Raw genomic sequence first — 17,002 nt, 5'->3', positions numbered from 1 at the left:
TCGGCTCCGGCCGACAGGTGCCACCGAACCATCGCTAGCGGGGCCTTCCACGACCTGTTTCTGTCCTTCGTTCGGAGGCGGCGGCTGTGGCGACGTCACGGGGATAGGTACGGCGGCCGTGCAGGAGAATGACCGCGTTCGCCACCAACGGCACCAGCATGATCAGGAAGGTGTACTGCAGTCCCTGCGCGCTCCGCGTCCCGCCTGAGCCGAGCACATCGGCCAGGAAGCCGAACGTCACGGGGGCGACGGCCTCCGCGCCCATGCGAAGGAACGTCCGGACACTCTCCGCGCGTCCCCAGAGCCGGAAGTGGACGACGTCGAGGCGGGCGGCGTCCAGCGGGGGGTTGGCCGCCGCCAGCGAGCCGGCCGAGACGAAGAGGAACGGCAGCGCGGTCGCCACCGACGTCGTGAGCAGGGCCGGGGCGCAGAAGAGCGCGGCGGCGAGGTACGCCACGGCGGGCACCACCATGCGGGCGCTGACATGTCCGCGACGGGCGAACCAGTCGGCGACCCGTCCGCCACTGAGCACTCCCAGGAGGGCGCCGAGCCCGACGAGCGGGGCCAGGGCCGTCAGCGCCGCCTGGCTGAGGCCGTACTGCTGGTCGACGAAGACGACGGTGAAGGTCCGCAGACCGGCGAAGAAGAAATATCCCATCGCCGAGGAGATGATCAAGACGACGTTCGTGGGGATGCGCAGCACATACCGCGCCGCCTGCCACATCGACATCCGCATCGGGTCGCGGCGGAGCACCAGCGCCGGATCGGGTTCGACTCCGCGATCTCGCACCGCGGAACGCGCCGCGTCGTCCTGACCCGGCGCGCTTGTTCCGCTCTGTTCTGAGGCCGGGTCGGCCGCTTCAGCGGGCAGTCTGCTCTGGCCGCCGCGTTTGGGCTCGGGCAGCTTTCGCACGATGACGACCAAGAAGACGATCCCGAGCAGCGCGAGGAACCAGAACGCGGAACGCCATGACAGAAGATGCGCGAGGTTGCCGCACACCAGCAGGCCGAATCCGGCGCCGAGCATCTCGCCGCTCAGGATGAAGCCGTAGATCCGGCCCCGTTCGGCAGTCGGGAAGAAGTCGCCGACGAGCGAGGCGACCGTCGGCCCGGACGCGGCCGTCACGGCACCGAGTGCCACCCGGGAGAGCAGGAGCCACTGGATCGACTCGGCCATGCCGCCGACCAGCATGGCCAGGCTCCACATGGCGATGCTCACCGCCAGGATCCGCACCCGCCGAGTCCGGTCGGTCAGTACGCCGACAGGCAACACGGCCAGGGCGCCGGCTCCGGAGGACACGGCGGTCAGGGACCCGAGTTCGGTGTTCGTGATGCCCAGACTCTGCTTGACCTCCATCCCCACCGCCCCGACGGTTGCCTGGTCGGCGGCCACAAGCGCAAGAACGCCCGCGAGCAGGACGATGACCCGGAACCGCGCAGGCCCTCCCACCACGGCCATCATCCGCTGCGCGGCCCAGTCGACCACGGCGCGCACCGGGCCGTGGCTCTCGCCGTGCCGCTTGTCCCCCGGATTCGCGGACATCGACCTCATCTCCTACTGCCTCTATGCCCGAGAAAGGAGGTCACAGATGCAGAAGGTCAAGCCGGTCGGCTCGCGACATCGGCCCTCCTCCGGACTCGGCTTCTCACGTCAGCGACTGATCACGCTGTGACCAGAGCACCCGCCGGGGAGGCTGGAAGAGGTTCACAGTGTCCTCAACCCTTCGTGAATCGACGGATAGTCCGGTCGCCAGCCCAACTCGCGCTCGGCCTTAGCGTTGGACAGCCGGATGCGGCTGGTGACCATGAACGCTTTCAGGTACGGCGCAACCGACAGGACCCAGGCCGGCAAGGCCCTCGGCGGCGCAGCGCCGACGGAGGCGGCCAGCGCTCTGAGGTAGCTTGCGAACTCGACCGGCTCGTCGTCGCAGATGTTGTAGGCCTGGCCGGGACGGCCGCGCTCCAGTGCCGCCACCGCGGCGGCCGCAGCGTCGTGGATGTGGATGGGCGAGGTGATCCCCGAAGGACGGAACACGGGTAGCAGCCCGCGTCTGACCTGGTCGGCCAGTTGCCGCGTCATAGGCTCCGGGCCGTAGAACATGCCGTAGCGCAAGGCGATGCCGTCGATGCCCGGCGTGCCCAGGACCTGCTCCTCGTTGGCGCGCAAGGAGCGCATATGCCGGTCGGTCCCTCGATGCCCGGTCAGCGCGGCGAATGGCCGGTCCTCCGTCACCGGTTCCGTGCCAAGGTCGCGATAGCCGTACCCCAGGTAGAACGACTGGGTGACGAAACGTCGGGCGCCGACGAGCGCGGCGGCGCGCAGCAGGTTCGCCGTGCCCTGCTCGCGCAGCGCATCGGTGGCATAAAGACTGCGATGGAACATCGGCATGCCGGTGATCGAGGTCGCCTGGTGAATCACGGCGTCGGCCGCGCGCCCGTCGAGCGCGGTCAGCAGTTCGTCGGCGTCCATGATTCCGGCGCGCACCGGCTCGGCACCCGCCGCCGCCAGACGCCGGGCGCCGCCATCGGACCTGGTCAGGCCGAGCACCTCATGACCGGCGGCCAGCAACCGCGGAACCAGCGCGCTTCCTATCGTGCCGGTGGCCCCGGCCAGCAGCACCCTCATGCCACGACCTTCGTACGGCGCGGCCGCGCCGAACGCAGCCGCATCACCAGCCCCACCACCGCGAGCGCGGACACCGCCAGCAGCACCCATGGGTCAGCCGCCTTACCGCCCATCTCCAGGTCGAGAGCGTGGTTGAGGGCGTGGAACGTGTTGGTGACGATGAAGCCGGCCAGCACGACGGCGACGACATCACGCCACCACAGCGCCAGCAGCATCATCAGCCCGATGCCGATCTGGAAGACACCCGCGTCGTGCAGGAAGTGCACGTGATTCGGCCAGTTCGCCCACGCGGCGAAGCCTGCCGGGTCCAGCCGCGCCCACCAGCCGGTGACGAGCATGGACAGCGCCGTGAGCACGACGACGGCTCTGACGATTCGCATGAAATCCTCCTCGAGTTCTGGGGAGCCGAGTCGGCTCGGCTCCCCAGATATTCTGGACGTTAACGATGGGGGTCAGCTCCTGTCAACACGAACCATCTCGGCTCCTCTTGCGGTGTAAGCTGCGCGCATGCGTAAGGAACCGGATCCGGCGCGGCGCAACCCCCAGACGACCAAGGCGATCCTGCGAGCCGCTCTCGAGCTGGCACAGGAGGAAGGCTGGTCCAAGGTCAGCATCGACGGCATCGCCGCCCGCGCGGGCGTGGGTAGACGGACCATCTACCGGTGGTGGCCTTCCAAGGGCGCGGTCGTCCTCGACGCCTACGTGCAGCGGCTGAGGGACAGCCCCTTGATGCGCCCCCGCTCGGAGCCGAGCGCCGATGTGCGTGCCGACCTGGTCCGCATGGTCAAGGACGCCTGGATCGAGGTGGTGGGCGGCTCAGCCCCCCTGGTCGCCGCCCTGATCGGGGAGGCGCAGCACGACGAGGATGTCGCCACCCGCCTATGGGAGCGGCTCATCGCCCCGTCCAGCGAGCCGGTGATCGCGCGCATCAAGCTGGCCCAGGACCAAGGGGCGATCGCGGCCGAGGCCGACCCCTACCGCTGCGCCGAACTCCTCTACGGCCAGATCTACCTGCGACTACTCCTCACACCGAACAACCTCGACGAGGCATTCCTCGAAGACTGCGTCGACCTGGCACTGAACGGACTCCGGGCGCGACAGTAAGCATTCACGGTCTACGCACTCCTGGCGCTCATCCGCACCGCAGCCGACGCGCTCACTCCTGAAACACAGCCTAGAACGATCATCATCGAGTTCGGCGGGTCAGCGGAGGTTGGTAATGCCGTCGAGGACGAGGGCGATGCCGGCGAGGAACTGCTCGCGATCATCGTGCTCGCGCACCTGGCCGCTGATGGCGTGCATGAACGGGTAGTCGGCGGGGTCGAGTTCCTGCCACGCCGTCGACGCTGCGTCGAGGAACTTCTCGCGGTCCACGTCGGCCTCGACGCCTGAGGCGTCCCCGTCGATGCGGGCATTCTGGCTGACGGCGCCGAGGATGTAGTGCACGAGCGTTGAGGCCGCGACGAACCAGGCGGCTTGCGGCACGCCCAAGGCGCGCACCTGCCGGCCGATCTTCTCGAAGATCCCCACCATCACCGGACCCCACGGGTTTCGGGTGAGCTGGACGGCCAGCCGCGTGGCGAGCCACTGGTGTTCGGCGATCGCGTCGAACAGGCCCAGTGCGACGGCGCGGATCTCGTTCTCGGGCGTGGCCGGAGCCCGGGCAGGCTTGATCGCCAGGGCGGCGGCGATGACGGTTTCCGTCGCAGTATTCAGCAGCTCGTCCCGGGTGCCCACGTGGTAGTAGATCGCCCCGGACCCGGTGGCCAGGCGCTCGGTCAGCGCCCGGACGGTCAGCCCGCCCTCGCCGCCCGCGTCGAGCAGCTCGATGGCGGTATCGATGATCTGCTCGCGGGAGAGCACCTGCCTGCGCCGCTGTGTCCGGCGCGCACGCGTTGCCATGTCCTGCATTCTGCCATCTTGGAGCACTGAACTAATTTGGAGTACTGTTCCAACATGGAACAGCGCACCATAAGTGTCGGCCTCGCCGACCCCGGAACGAAGGAGCCATCATGAACCCCGTCACGATCATCGGCGCCGGGCTCGGCGGACTCACCCTGGCCCGCGTCCTGCACGTCCACGGCATCCCGGTGGAGGTCTACGAGGCGGAGGCGTCGCCGGAGGCACGGGCGCAGGGTGGGATGCTCGACATCCACGACTACAACGGGCAGCTCGCCCTTGAGGCGGCCGGCCTGATGGAGGAGTTCCGCGCCATCGTCCTGGAGGGCCGCCAGGCGATACGTGTTCTGGGGCCGGACGGCGCCGTCCTATTCGAGAAGGCCGACAACGGCACGGGCGGCCGTCCGGAGGCACAGCGCGCGGACCTGCGGCAGATGCTGCTGGACACGCTCCCGGAGGGCACCGTCCGGTGGGGCCGCAAGGTCACCGGCGCCCAGAGCCTCGGCGGCGTCCGCCACGAGGTGATCTTCGCCGACGGCAGCAGCGTCACCACGAGTCTGTTGGTCGGCGCGGACGGCGCCTGGTCACGGGTCCGCCCGCTGCTGTCGGAGTCGGTGCCCGAGTACGCCGGCACGTCATTCGTCGAGACCTACCTGTTCGACGCCGACACGCGACACCCGGCCGTCGCGAAGGCGGTCGGCGGCGGTTCGATGTACGTCCCCGCAGCGGGGAAGGCGATCACCGCTCACTGCGAACGCGGCGACACCCTGCACGCCTATGTCGAGCTCACCAGGCCGCTGGAGTGGTTCGACGGCATCGACTTCTCCGATCCGGCCGCGGCCGCCACCCGCGTCGCGGCGGAGTTCGACGGCTGGGCGGTCGAGCTCACCGCACTGATCAGCGACACCGACACCCCGCCGGTCCTGCGCCCGCACTACGCCCTGCCCGACGGGCACCGGTGGGACCGGACGCCCGGGGTGACTCTGGTCGGCGACGCCGCCCACCTGCTGGCCCCCAACGGCGAGGGAGCCAACCTGGCCATGTATGACGGCGCCGAACTCGGCAAGGCCCTCGCCGCCCACCCCAACGACGTCGAGGCCGGCCTCGCCGAATACGAGCAGGCCATGTTCACCCGCATGAGCCAGGCTGACGACGAGACGGCCATGCACCTTAAGGAGATGTTCGGCGGCACGACTTACGAAGGCCTCCTCGCTCTGCTCCCCGAAAACCAGCAGGATCACTGAACCGGCCAACTCAGGTCGGGTCGCCGGGGGGGAATCGCACCCCCGAACGATCAACCTGAGCAACGTCACACCAGCAAGCCCTCGGTCACCGAACGCGCATGACGTGAATGCTTACGCGCGATAGCCGTACAGCATCCTCGTCCACCCTCGGAACCACGAGATACACGTGCGCCTGTTCGCCGGTCCGATCCTGCTCCGCCTCCTTGATCGCCTTTCCTATCTGCGGCTGCTCGGCTTCGTCGAACTGATAGGCGCCTGCGGCATGTACACCTGCACGGCGGTGATGGCCGCGATGGGAGGGGCGGCCAGGCTGCGGTCAGGCCCTCTGGGGCCACGACACCGCCGTCCGCCTCACCACTCACCGCTCCGCGACTCCTTCGCCTCGGCGATCCGGTAGGGCAATGAGCTCACTACCTTTCAAGCCCTCGCACCCCTTGCTCCTACACGTCCGTGTCGTAGCCGATCCCCGGCTCGGTCGGAGCGCGAAGCAGGCCATCCGGGCCGATCGCGGGTTCGCGAACCACCGGATTGGCGTAGACGAGGGACTCGTAGTAGGAGGTGTTCGGGATGGCCATGCACAGGTGGGCGTTGACGATGCCCGTCCCGTGAACCTCTGCCCGGAGCTGGAAGCTGTCGGCGAGGTGAGCGATCCGCATGGCGCCCGTAATGCCTCCCTTGTACTGGGCGCTGGTGCGTACGTACCCGGCCGTGTCGGCCACGATGAAGTCCGCGACGTTCATGTGCGCGCCGTCTGAGGTCTCGGCGACCAGGAGAGGGACGGTGACGCGTTCGGCGAGCCACCGGTATGCGGTCACGCTGAACTCCCGGATCGGCTCCTCGTACCAGGTGTAGCCGGCTTCGGACAGCGCCTGCCCGACATAGAGGGCGTCGGCGAAGTCGAAGCCCGCGGAGCCGTCGTACATCAGGGGAACCTCGTCACCCACGTGGGCCCGCAGCTTCTGGCACAGCTCGGCGTCCGCGCGGGCATCGCCCCAGGCGTGCAGCTTGATCGCCTTGTAGCCGAGGTCCAGGCACTGGTCGGCGACGTCGAGGTACTCCTCCACCGTGGCGAAGGTCACCGTGCTGGCGTAGGCGGGGATCGCGTCCCGGTAGGTCCCGAGCAGCTGGTGGACGGGCAGGTTCGCAGCCTTGCCCGCCAGATCCCACAGCGCGACGTCGACCAGCCCGAGCGCGTAGATGGGGAGCTCTTCGATGCGGTCGAGTTCCCACAGGCGTTGCCAGAGGAGTTCGCGCCAGAGCGGGTCGCGGTTCCGCAGGTCCTCGCGAATCCGGCGCTCGACCAGGTCCGCGACGATCACTCCGCGCCGGGTGTGCGCCTCGCCGATCAGACCCGCATCGGTGTGGACGCGCAGGACCCCGCCGACCACCGGCCCCTCCGAGCCCGGGAGTCCGGCTCGCCATCGGAACGACGGCTGCGCGGGCAGATCGACGAGTTCGACCGTGACATCAGTGATTCGCATGTATTCCTTCGTCTCCAGACAAATTGATCAAGCGTCGTCACTGGGGAAGAGGCGGTGACGGATCTCCTGCTGAAACTGCCGCATCGTCATGTCGATGTGCTCGGTCATGAACGCGACGGCTTGCTCCTCATCACCGGACGCGATGGCCTGAGCGATCGCCAGATGCTGCTCGGCGGCCACGACCAGCGACCCGCCCGCCACGCCCGCCAGCCCGATGACGCTGACCTGTCGCTGGAGCCGTTGCACCGAGTCGACGGTCGCTGACAGGAACATGTTGGACGCGGCGACCCCGACCTGCCCGTGGAACAGCTCGTCGGCCTGGGTGAAGCCCTCGATGTCGTTGCGTGCCGCGGCGTCCGCCGAGAGCTGTGCCGCTTCACGGAGCGCCTTCACCTGTGCGGGGACGGCCCGCTGGGCGGCGAGGCGAGAGGTGGCCGCCTCGACGTGACGCCGGAACTCGAACATCTGATCAACCTGTCCGAGATCCGCCGGAAGGAACTGCGCGAACGACTCCCGCCAGAGGGCCCCTTCGGGCTCGGCCACGTAGATGCCCCTGCCCTTCTGCACGCTCAGCCTTTTGAGCGCGGAGAGGATCTTCACCGCCTCCCTCACGACCGTTCTGCTCATCTGTATCGCATCTGCCAGGTCCTTCTCCGTTGGCAGACGAGCTCCCGGCCGGAGCTCTTCCCGGACGATGTACTCGAGGATGCGCTCCGCGGCGATCTCGTATCCGGGCCGATAGCCGCCCACTGAGCTTGGCTGCTGAGGGAGCGACGATGGTGGGTTCAATCCCTTCCCCGATCTCTGGTCGGATTCGCTGATGGGCCCATCCTAGCCGAAGATGTTTCAGATCTATCGGACCCGTCACACCGCAGTGAATCACATCTAAAGGGTTGACGCGATGGGTTTCACTCCGCAGACTACGGAGCACGCGATGCCGCTCGTCCTCCGCCTATATCCCGAGAACGAGGCGGTTCAACGGTTGCCTGGCCCGATGGCCGCCCGCCTTTGCCGTCCACGCCGACCTACAAGCTCAGCTGTGAAGTATCAGATCAATCCCGAGGCCCTATCTCTGGAAGGAAGCCTGTACGCGTACAAAACCGCGATGGAGGTCATCGATCGTGGTGGTGGGGCTTCTGCTCGGCGCCACCGCCTGCGGTGCGGGAGACTCCGGTGACGGGAAGGTCGAGCTCAGCTACCCGATCTGGGACAAGAACCAGCTTCCGGCCATGCAGCGCATCGTCGACAGATTCCAGGCCTCGCATCCGAACATCCGGGTCAGCATCCAGCTCACCGCGAGCCAGGAGTTCTGGACGAAGCTGCAGGCCGACGCGACGGGAGGCAGCGCGCCCGACGTCTTCTGAGCCGGCCGCTCTTGATCGACAGAAAGAGCTGACTCGAAGAGGCGGCCCGCCTCGACGGCGCGAACCCGCTTCGGGTCTACTGGCACATCGCGTTTCCCCTGGCCAGGCCCGCCTGCGTGCGTTCGCGGCGCCCTCCCGCGAGGGCTCGTCCTCAACAAGGACACCGGTGCCATCACCGGAATCCCGGCCGCGCGGGGTGTCACCAGGTTCACGATCACTGCCCGCGGCGGTGGGGCCGGCGCAGACGCTTCGATCACCTACAAGCTGAAGGTGACGTCCTAACTCCCCCAGCGAGGCTCCGGTCCCGGCGACGTGGTCGGGACCGGAGCCTCGCTCCCCTGCCGTGATCCCTGGCCTTACGATCGCGGCCTGAGCTTGCCGTCGGTCATGGTCAGCACGGAGTCGACCAGGGACAGGGTGCCGAGGTCGTGCGTGACCATGACAGTCGCGAGGTTGTCGCGGCGGGTGAGCTCGGCCAGCAGGGAGACGATCTCCGCACCGCGTTGGTGGTCGAGGGCGCTCGTGGGCTCGTCGACGACCAGCACCTCGGGCGCGTTCATCAAGGCGCGGGCGATGTTGACCCGTTGCCGCTCGCCGCCGGACAGCTGGTGCGGCCGCTTGTGCTCCTTGCCCGTGAGCCCCACCGCGGCCAGCAGCTCGGCCGCCCGCGCCCGCACCTTCCTGGCCGGGCGACCCGCCAGGTCCGCCATGACCAGGAGCTGGTCCAGCGCGGTGCACGAGGCCAGCAGGTTGGCCTGTTGGAACACGATGCCGATGTGGTCACGCCGCAAGCGGGCTCTGGTGGCCGGACTGGCCTCGCACACGTCCAGACCGGCGACCTCGACGGTTCCCGAGTCAGGACGGATCAGCGTCGCGGCCACGGCGAGCAGGCTGGACTTGCCGGAGCCGGACGGGCCGACGACCGCGGTGAACTCGCCGGGCGCGACCGCGAGGTCGACGTGGTCGAGCGCGGTCAGCGTGCGGTCACCGTCAGGGTAGGTCAGGACGACGTCGGCGAGCTTGAGGGTCATCGCGATGCTCCGAGGGCGGTCAACGGGTCGACTGAGGTGATCTTTCGGATGGCCAGGGCCGCCCCCACGGCGCCGAGCACGATCATCACCACGACCGGAACCAGCGTGGTGGTGGCGGACAGGACGAAAGGCACGGTGTCTTGCGCCACGAAGCCGAGGCCGGTGCCCAGCGCTCCGCCGACGCCCGCGCCGAGCAGGAGCACGAGCAGGGCTTGGGCCAGGGCGTCGCGCAGAACGTAACCGGTACTGGCGCCCAGCGCCTTGAGCACCGCGACCTCACCACGTCGCTGGATGGTCCACACCGTGAAGAAGGCCCCGATCACCAGCGCGGAGATGGCGAACAGGAACCCGCGCATGAGCTGCAGCGACCCGTTCTCGGACGTGAACGAGCCGATCGCCGACGGCGCGTCGTCCAGGGGAACGGCGGTCGTGCCGAGGCGGCGGTCGGTGCCCGCCAGGTCGGGCTCGTCCTGGGTGCGCAGGGCCAGGGCCGTGGCCTCGCCGTCCGCACCGCTGCGGCGTGCCAGGCCGGTCCAGTCGTCGATGCCGATCCACGCCACCGGCGCGTGGCTGTAGGCGGCCTCACCCCCGACGCCGTCGACCACGAAGTCGTGTCCGAGGATCGTCACGGTGCTTCCCCGGTCGGCGGCCACAGTGGAGGACAGGGCGGAGGACAGGACGACCGTCCCCGGTTTCACCCGCTGGATTCCGGCGTCCACGCCGAAGACGGCGACGGCCGTCCCGTCGTTTCCGCGGGTGAGGCGGCCCATGGATATCCCGAGCCGCGCGGCGGTGACGCCGGGCACGCTGCGCCACCCGTCCCACGTCTTCCGGTCGATCCTGCTGTCGGCGAACGACGGTTTGCCCGTCCCTGAGAAGACGATGTGGTCGGCGGGGAGTTGCTCTATCGCGGAGACGTTCTCCCTGGCCAGCCCGGCCGTCAGCCCGGACAGCATGGTCACGAGCAAGGTGATGAGGAAGACGACCGCCCCCATGAGGGCGAACCGTCCTTTGGCGAATCGCAGATCTCTGAGCGCCACGAACACGGCGCGTCCCCCTGTCACGGGTCAACGAAAGTGAACGAGCGTCATCATGCGCGGCCGCCGTGACCCGGCACATCGTGGGAACGCACCGACGCGGGTCGCTCCTTCGGTCGCTCCCGAATACACCTTTTGAACGATGCCGCCGGAAGAAACCGGACATTACACTTAGTGAGCGATGAACACTCCGTTCCCGCCCGCGCTCAGACTGCTCAGATGGGTGATCCACGGCACGTTCGCGATCCTGCTGGCCATCGCGATCGCCGGCGCGATGCGGGAGGACAGGGCGGGCGCCGCCTGGGGCGGCCTCCTGCTGGGGCTGCTGTACGGGATCGGGCTGACGATCGAGGCCCGGCTCCCCCACTTCGGCGGCCGGCTCCACCTGGCGCTGGGGCGGGTCTGGCTCCTGACGGTCACAGCCGGCTGGGCCGTCCTCGCGCTGAGCTCTCCGCGCTTCGTCTGGCTGGCCTTCCCGCTGTTCTTCGCCTGTCTGCACCTGCTGCCGCTCGCCGTGGCCCTTCCTGCGGTGACGCTGCTCACCGCAGGCGCCGTCGCAGCCGACGCCTGGCACACCGGAAGCCTGAGCGCGGCGCAGGTGGTGGGGCCGATGATCGGCGCGATCGTGGCCACGCTGATGGCGCTGGTCTACAAGGTCCTGCACGCCGAGAGCGAGCAGCGCCGCGAGCTGATCGACCACCTGGTACGCACCCAGGACATGCTCCTGCGCGCGGAGAGCGAGTCGGCACGCCTGGCCGAGCGAGAGCGGCTCGCCAGAGAGATCCACGACACCCTGGCCCAGGGCATGTCGAGCATCATCCTGCTGCTGCGCGCCGTACGCGCGAACCTGAGCGACCACCCTGAGCGCGCCACCCGGCACATCGCCGAAGCAGAGCAGACCGCGCGCGAGAACCTGGAGGAGGCGCGGCACTTCGTCCGCGGCCTGGCGCCTCCCGCGCTCCAGCAGTCCTCGCTGGGCGCCGCGTTGCGCAGGATCGGCGACACCGCCACCGCGGGCTCGGACACCGGGGTGCGCTTCGAGATCTCCGGAACCCCCGTACCGCTACCGGCCGAGCACGAGCTGGCGCTCCTGCGCATCGCCCAGGGCGCGCTGGGCAACGTCACCCGGCACTCGCAGGCCAGGCACGCGGGCGTGACCCTCACCTATCTGGACGACGTGGTGGTGCTGGACATCTATGACGACGGCCGCGGATTCCGGCCGGACCAGGCCGTAGGGTACGGCCTGCGCGCCATGCGAGAACGCGTGACGGCGCTCGGCGGCTCCCTGGCCGTCGAGTCCGCGCCGGGCGAGGGCACCGCCGTCGCCGCCACCTTGCCGCTGCCAGTCAAGGAAGCCCCATGATCCGTATCGTGCTGGTGGACGACCATCCCGTCGTCCGTTCCGGGCTGCGGGCGATGCTCGCGGGAGAGCCCGACTTCGAGCTGGTCGGGGAGGCCGCCTCCGGCGAGGACGGCGTCGAGGCGGCGGGGCGGCTGCGCCCCGATGTGGTGCTGATGGACCTGCAACTGGGCAGCGGCATCCACGGCAGCGAGGCGACCAGGCGGATCGTCGAACTCGGCGGCCCCAAGGTCCTGGTGCTCACCACGTTCGACACCGACGCCGACATCGTCACCGCGATCGAGGCCGGCGCGACCGGCTACCTGCTCAAAGACGCTCCCTCGGAAGAGCTTCACGCCGCGATCAGGTCGGCGGCCGGCGGGGCCAGCGCGCTGGCTCCGAGCGTCGCCTTCCGCCTGCTCGGCCGGGTCCGCGACCGCACGGCCGTGCTCAGCCCGCGGGAGCTGGAAGTCCTCAGCCTGGTCGCGGCCGGGCACTCCAACCGCGAGATCAGCAAGCGGATGTTCCTCAGCGAGACGACGGTCAAGACCCACCTCGTGCACATCTACGCCAAGCTCGGCGTCGACTCACGCACCGCCGCCGTCGCCGCGGCCACCAAGCGAGGGCTCATCCGCCTCGACGAAAGCCAGCTGGGCGACCCGCCTGCCCGCAACCGCCGTTGAGATCATCACGTTCGGCCTGGTCGAGGCGGCCGCGGCTTGACGATCCACCCGCCCGTGCCGTACATCGCCAGCCCGAGCAGGACGAAGCACGCGGCGACCGGATAGCGCAGCCCGGGCGGCATGTACGTGGCCAGGAACCAGCTGTGGCGCAGCATGCCGTTGGACACGAAGACGGCGGCGACGATGCCCTGCGGGACCAGCGGGATGGCGCCGAAGCCGAAGCACCACCAGGCGATCGTCTTCTGCGTCTTGGACAGCTGGTCGAAGCGGGACTTCACCGTCGTCCGCGGCTTGCGGCCGGTCCGCATCGTGTCCAGCAGTTCGGGGCCGTGCGAGCGCAGCCGCCGCTCGGCGAGCAGGCCGAAGCCCCAGTAGCACAGCACGCCGGTCGCGACGCCGACGGCCACGCCTGCCCAGCCGTACCAGATCGCCGCCAGCGTCGCGGGCGCGCCCGTGACCAGCACCAGCGCGAGCATCAGGTAGGCCAGCCCGGTCAGGCCGCCCTCGTCCTCGCTGGTTCGCAACGGGTTGCCCGCGCGGCGGTGCGGGTCGGTGCCGGGCACCAGCGCGTACACCGAGATCAGCGGCACCAGCCCGGCCGCGCCGCCCAGCAGGGCGGGCAGCAGCGCCAGGATCAGCGGCCACGGGCCGCCGGTGATCGCGGTGAACGCCACGGTCAGCACGATCGCCACCGGCGCCTGCGCCGACAGCCAGGCCAGCTGCCTGCCGCGTACGTCGCTCGCGCCCGGCGTCATCAGTGTCAGCCACAGCGCCGTCCCGTCGGTCCCGTACAGGTTGGCGGACATGGCCGCGGCCATCACGATGAAGATCGGGCCGGCGTAGGGCAGCATGCCGTCCCAGCCGAGAATCAGCGGGCTGGCCGCGAAGCAGACGCCGTACGACAGCGCGAACGTCACCTGGTGGTTGCGCACCAGGTCGCGCGACCAGGTGCGCAGCTCCTTGGCGACGATCGCGCCGTTGGGGGTGGCCGCCGTCATCGGGCGCCTGCTCCGCGCGGAGACCCGCGTCGCGCCCGCGCGCCTGCCGAGCAGCACCGCCCACGCCCCCAGGAGCAGCAGCACCAGGACGGCCAGCGCCGCCAGCGCCCACCAGTCGCCCTGGACGGCCAGCAGGCCCCAGCCGGAGGGCAGGTACCACACCGCGGCGGGCACGCCTGTCTGGCCGAAGGCCCAGAAGAAGACCCAGATCTGCCCGAGCGCGGCCAGGATCGCGCCGTTGAGCAGCCCCGAGGCGATCGCGCCCAGCCGTGAGCGCAGTGCCAGCCCGACCACCGCCACGGAGACCTTCGACAGCAGGACGAACATGGCCAGCTGCAACACCATCGCGGGCACGGCCACCAGGGCGTTCGCGACGCCGAGCCGTACCCCCGCGACCAGCAGCCCGAGCAGGGCGCTCAGGCTGACCAGCGGCGCGACTCCGACGAAGGCCGCCACCAGCAGGCCCGCCGCCAGGCGGCGCGGCGGGAGGCCGAGCAGCGAGAAGTACTCGGGCCGCAGCGTCTCGTCGCCGCCGCCCATGAAGACGGGGCCGAGCATCCAGCCGAGCAGCCAGACCGCGTACCCGGCCGCCAACAGGTCGGGGCCGGCGAAGGCCAGGTAGACGGTTCCGGCCGCGAGCAGCACGCCCAGCGCGGCGCCCGTGCCCGCCATCTGCGCGCGCCCGCCGCGGAAGGCGTGGCGCAGCACCGCGACCTTCATCTGGGCCATGGTCAGCGCGACAGCCACGACAGCTCCTTGACGCCGTGGTCCTGGTCGCCGACGAGTGCGACGAAGGTGTCCTCCAGTGAGCGCGCGCCACGCACCTCGTCCAAGGTGCCGGCCGCGGCCACCGTGCCCTTGTCGATCACCGCCACGTGGTCGCACAGCTGCTCCACCAGCGCCATCACGTGGCTGGACAGCACGATCGAGCCGCCGCCCGCGACGAAGCCGCGCAGGATCGTCTTGATCGTGGCGGCCGACACCGGGTCCACGGCCTCGAACGGCTCGTCCAGCACCAGCAGCCGCGGCGCGTGCAGCAGCGCGGTGGCCAGCCCGATCTTCTTGCGCATGCCGGTCGAGTACTCGATGACCAGCGTCTTGCCCGCGCCGTCCAGCTCCAGGACGGCCAGCAGTTCCTCGGCACGCTGGGCCGCCACCTCCTTGGTCAGGCCGCGCAGCAGGCCCAGGTAGGTGAGCACCTCGCGCCCGGTCAGCCGCTCGGGCATGGCCAGCCCGTCGGGCAGCACCCCGACCATGGCCTTGGCCCGCTCCGGGGCCGACCAGACGTCCTCGCCGAAGATCCTGGCGCTGCCGCTGTCGGGCCGCAGCAGACCGACGGCCATGGACAGGGTGGTGGTCTTGCCGGCGCCGTTCTGGCCGACGAGCCCGAAGAAGGAGCCCTGGGGGACGCTGAGGTCGATGGCGTCGACGGCGAGGTTGTCGCCGAATCTCTTGGTCAGCCCGCTGATCTCCAGCGCTGGCGTCATGGTGCTCTCCGGGTGGCGAGGGAAAAGATCGTGGCCAGTTCGGCGGCCAGGCCGCCGAGGTCGTAGTCGGGGTCCTTCAGCAGGTAGCTGGGCACGGCGTCGATAGCGCCGCGGATCGCGATCGCCATCGGCCGCAGTTCGAACTCCCTGAACTCACCGGTCTGCTGCCCCCATGCCAGCACCTTCTCGATGTCGGTGAGCGCGGTGTCCTGCTGGCCTGCGTAGGGGCCGTCACGGTCGTGGACGATGATCTCCACGAGCGCCAGCAGGGGCTTTCGATGCCGGTGCATGAACTCGAGGTTCGACTCGAAGTACGCGCGCAGCGCGTCGGTGGCGGTGGTCTGGGCCAGGATGCGAGGCAGCATCAGATCCGTGGCGAGCTTCACCACGTGGGCGACGACTGCCTCGATCAGCTCGTCCTTGCCGCCGAAGTGGTACGAGATCAGCCCGGGAGTGACCTTGGCCAGCTTGGCGATCTTCGCCATCGACGCCTGCTGGTAGCCGAGCGTCGCGAGCGCCTCGATGGCGCAGTCGATGATCTGCGCCCGCCGGGCCTCCTCAATGAACGTTCGACTTTCTGATGCCACGATCAGAAGTTTAAACGCCCATTCAGAAATCGACGAACAGCCCCGAAAGCGAGCGGCCCGCGATCCGGTTGGCGGCCCCCAGGCCTCGGAGCGCCACGGTTTCCTGAAGCCCGACGCGCAGCCTCTCGCCGGCGTCCGATGATGAAGCGGTGAACCTGATCGGCTTCTCGTCCGACTGAGCAGGGTGACGGGAGGATGAGATGACCGATGAGCTGCTGGTGGTGCGCGCCCAGCTGGGCGAGCGGGCGGCGGTGGCCGAGCTGGTGGCCCGCTGGCGCGTGCCGGTGTGGACGTACGTGCGTCGCATGCTGGACGCCGAACGGGCCGACGACGTGACCCAGGAGATCTGGCTGGCGGTGGTCCGTGGCCTGCCCCGGCTGCGAGAGCCCGCCCGCTTCGCCCCCTGGCTGTTCACGATCGCCCGCCGATCGGTGACCGACCGCCTGCGCAGCGAGTACGCCTGGGAGAGGGAGGAGCTCGCGGCGGGCGACACGGCCGCCGATGACCCGGCCGAGGCCACAGTAGACCGCGCCGAGCTGGTGAGCGCCCTGTCGGGCCTGCCGTTGCCGGAGCGGGAGATCCTCGTCCTGTTCTACCTGGAAGACCTGTCGGTGGAGGACTGTGCGCAGATCTGCCGGATTCCTACCGGCACGGTCAAGTCCCGGCTCAACCGCGCCCGTCGGCTGCTGCGTGAGCACCTGGAGGAGAAGGGATACCGGCCATGACCGAGGAAGAGCCGCGCCTGTCGGCCCGCGAGATGATCGAGCGGCTTGAACCGTCGCTGTCGTTGAGCAAGCGCGTCCGGGCGGTGGTGGCGCTGGTGGCCGGGCTGGCCGGCACGGTGTTCGTGGCCGCGCTGTGGTGGAGCGAGCCCGGTCCGCTGCCTGGCCGCACCCACCTGGCGTTCGGGCTGTTCACTGTCTTCTGCCTGGCCTGGGCCGGCTACGGCGGCTGGCTGCTGACGCGCAGGGTGCCGCTGTTCGCCACCGACCGGGTGATCGCCGCCTGGATCGCCGTGACCGCCTCCGTCGCCACCACCGCGACCCTGGGCGCCGTCTCCGTCCAGCGCGGCGCCGGCCTGGGCGTGGCCCTGGCGGTCGGCGGCCTGTTCGTCGCGGGGGCGGGGGGGCGGGGCCGGCCCGCCCCATCCCCCCAGGCCCCGCGGCGGGGCCCCCAGCGCGAACAGGCCGGCGCCGCTTAGGCCACGGCGGGTCGGTAGAGGCGGC

Annotated in this window: 19 protein-coding genes and 1 pseudogene; 9 read left to right on the top strand and 11 right to left on the bottom strand. The window is 69.7% G+C overall.

Features of this window, described 5'->3' with window-relative positions:
- Positions 1-34 precede the first annotated feature (34 nt).
- The 3 genes from ABZ297_RS29610 to ABZ297_RS29600 form a co-directional block, all read right to left on the bottom strand.
- Entirely contained in the window at positions 35-1,543 is a 1,509-nt protein-coding gene (locus tag ABZ297_RS29610; RefSeq protein WP_355352510.1) for an MFS transporter, read from the bottom strand.
- A 162-nt stretch (positions 1,544-1,705) separates the two neighbouring features.
- Entirely contained in the window at positions 1,706-2,626 is a 921-nt protein-coding gene (locus tag ABZ297_RS29605) for an NAD(P)-dependent oxidoreductase (protein ID WP_355352507.1), read from the bottom strand.
- On the bottom strand, positions 2,623-3,006 hold the full coding sequence (locus ABZ297_RS29600) for a hypothetical protein (protein WP_355352504.1): 384 nt from the start codon (positions 3,004-3,006) through the stop codon (positions 2,623-2,625). Before ABZ297_RS29600 ends, ABZ297_RS29605 begins: the two co-directional genes overlap by 4 nt.
- A 127-nt stretch (positions 3,007-3,133) precedes the next feature.
- On the opposite strand from ABZ297_RS29600, the gene ABZ297_RS29595 reads away from it, so the two are divergent.
- Positions 3,134-3,730 (top strand): TetR/AcrR family transcriptional regulator, encoded by a 597-nt coding sequence (locus ABZ297_RS29595; RefSeq protein ID WP_355352501.1) that lies wholly within the window; start codon positions 3,134-3,136, stop codon positions 3,728-3,730.
- 99 nt (positions 3,731-3,829) lie between these two features.
- On the opposite strand, the gene ABZ297_RS29590 is transcribed toward ABZ297_RS29595, so the two are convergent.
- Positions 3,830-4,528: a TetR/AcrR family transcriptional regulator C-terminal domain-containing protein gene (locus ABZ297_RS29590; RefSeq protein ID WP_355352498.1), complete on the bottom strand. Its 699-nt coding sequence runs from the start codon at positions 4,526-4,528 to the stop codon at positions 3,830-3,832.
- A 110-nt stretch (positions 4,529-4,638) separates the two neighbouring features.
- Between ABZ297_RS29590 and ABZ297_RS29585 the strand changes: the two genes are divergently transcribed.
- Together ABZ297_RS29585 and ABZ297_RS29580 are read left to right on the top strand one after the other, a co-directional pair.
- Entirely contained in the window at positions 4,639-5,769 is a 1,131-nt protein-coding gene (locus tag ABZ297_RS29585) for an NAD(P)/FAD-dependent oxidoreductase (RefSeq protein WP_355352495.1), read from the top strand.
- 166 nt (positions 5,770-5,935) lie between these two features.
- Positions 5,936-6,166 carry a hypothetical protein gene (locus ABZ297_RS29580; protein ID WP_355352492.1) on the top strand — a complete coding sequence of 77 codons (231 nt, stop codon included), beginning with the start codon at positions 5,936-5,938 and terminating at the stop codon, positions 6,164-6,166.
- A gap of 43 nt (positions 6,167-6,209) precedes the next feature.
- Here ABZ297_RS29580 and ABZ297_RS29575 read toward each other — a convergent pair whose 3' ends face one another.
- The gene (locus ABZ297_RS29575) at positions 6,210-7,250 is read right to left on the bottom strand and encodes an enolase C-terminal domain-like protein (protein WP_355352489.1); all 1,041 of its coding nucleotides are present in this window, start codon (positions 7,248-7,250) and stop codon (positions 6,210-6,212) included.
- Positions 7,251-7,277: 27 nt separating this feature from the next.
- Entirely contained in the window at positions 7,278-8,000 is a 723-nt protein-coding gene (locus ABZ297_RS29570) for an FCD domain-containing protein (protein ID WP_355352486.1), read from the bottom strand.
- 371 nt (positions 8,001-8,371) lie between these two features.
- Here ABZ297_RS29570 and ABZ297_RS29565 point away from each other — a divergent pair, with 371 nt between their 5' ends.
- Both ABZ297_RS29565 and ABZ297_RS29560 read left to right on the top strand, forming a co-directional pair.
- Positions 8,372-8,614, top strand: a complete 243-nt coding sequence (locus ABZ297_RS29565) for an extracellular solute-binding protein (protein WP_355352483.1) — start codon at positions 8,372-8,374, stop codon at positions 8,612-8,614.
- 138 nt (positions 8,615-8,752) lie between these two features.
- Positions 8,753-8,896 (top strand): annotated as a pseudogene (locus tag ABZ297_RS29560) (putative Ig domain-containing protein); the annotation flags it as partial.
- A 74-nt stretch (positions 8,897-8,970) separates the two neighbouring features.
- Here ABZ297_RS29560 and ABZ297_RS29555 read toward each other — a convergent pair.
- Positions 8,971-9,645, bottom strand: a complete 675-nt coding sequence (locus tag ABZ297_RS29555) for an ABC transporter ATP-binding protein (RefSeq protein ID WP_355352480.1) — start codon at positions 9,643-9,645, stop codon at positions 8,971-8,973.
- Positions 9,642-10,709, bottom strand: a complete 1,068-nt coding sequence (locus ABZ297_RS29550; RefSeq protein ID WP_355352477.1) for an FtsX-like permease family protein — start codon at positions 10,707-10,709, stop codon at positions 9,642-9,644. Before ABZ297_RS29550 ends, ABZ297_RS29555 begins: the two co-directional genes overlap by 4 nt.
- 154 nt (positions 10,710-10,863) lie before the next feature.
- Between ABZ297_RS29550 and ABZ297_RS29545 the strand changes: the two genes are divergently transcribed.
- Both ABZ297_RS29545 and ABZ297_RS29540 read left to right on the top strand, forming a co-directional pair.
- Positions 10,864-12,045: a sensor histidine kinase gene (locus ABZ297_RS29545; RefSeq protein WP_355352474.1), complete on the top strand. Its 1,182-nt coding sequence runs from the start codon at positions 10,864-10,866 to the stop codon at positions 12,043-12,045.
- Positions 12,042-12,704 (top strand): response regulator transcription factor, encoded by a 663-nt coding sequence (locus tag ABZ297_RS29540; RefSeq protein ID WP_355352471.1) that lies wholly within the window; start codon positions 12,042-12,044, stop codon positions 12,702-12,704. The genes ABZ297_RS29545 and ABZ297_RS29540 overlap by 4 nt, the downstream gene beginning before the upstream one ends.
- Before the next feature lie 5 nt (positions 12,705-12,709).
- Here the strand turns inward: ABZ297_RS29540 and ABZ297_RS29535 are convergent, their stop codons facing one another.
- The 3 genes from ABZ297_RS29535 to ABZ297_RS29525 are packed head-to-tail and all read right to left on the bottom strand — an operon-like array spanning position 12,710 to position 15,776.
- Positions 12,710-14,449: a hypothetical protein gene (locus ABZ297_RS29535; RefSeq protein WP_355352468.1), complete on the bottom strand. Its 1,740-nt coding sequence runs from the start codon at positions 14,447-14,449 to the stop codon at positions 12,710-12,712.
- Entirely contained in the window at positions 14,434-15,189 is a 756-nt protein-coding gene (locus ABZ297_RS29530; protein WP_355352465.1) for an ABC transporter ATP-binding protein, read from the bottom strand. The genes ABZ297_RS29535 and ABZ297_RS29530 overlap by 16 nt, the downstream gene beginning before the upstream one ends.
- The gene (locus tag ABZ297_RS29525; RefSeq protein ID WP_355352462.1) at positions 15,186-15,776 is read right to left on the bottom strand and encodes a TetR/AcrR family transcriptional regulator; all 591 of its coding nucleotides are present in this window, start codon (positions 15,774-15,776) and stop codon (positions 15,186-15,188) included. Before ABZ297_RS29525 ends, ABZ297_RS29530 begins: the two co-directional genes overlap by 4 nt.
- A gap of 200 nt (positions 15,777-15,976) precedes the next feature.
- Between ABZ297_RS29525 and ABZ297_RS29520 the strand changes: the two genes are divergently transcribed.
- The gene (locus ABZ297_RS29520) at positions 15,977-16,501 is read left to right on the top strand and encodes a sigma-70 family RNA polymerase sigma factor (protein ID WP_355352459.1); all 525 of its coding nucleotides are present in this window, start codon (positions 15,977-15,979) and stop codon (positions 16,499-16,501) included.
- Entirely contained in the window at positions 16,498-16,977 is a 480-nt protein-coding gene (locus ABZ297_RS29515) for a hypothetical protein (protein ID WP_355352456.1), read from the top strand. Before ABZ297_RS29520 ends, ABZ297_RS29515 begins: the two co-directional genes overlap by 4 nt.
- Positions 16,978-17,002 lie beyond the last annotated feature (25 nt).

It is taken from the genome of Nonomuraea sp. NPDC005983 (assembly GCF_040614375.1).
GTDB lineage: Bacteria > Actinomycetota > Actinomycetes > Streptosporangiales > Streptosporangiaceae > Nonomuraea.
This window is presented reverse-complemented; position numbering and strand designations above follow the sequence as displayed.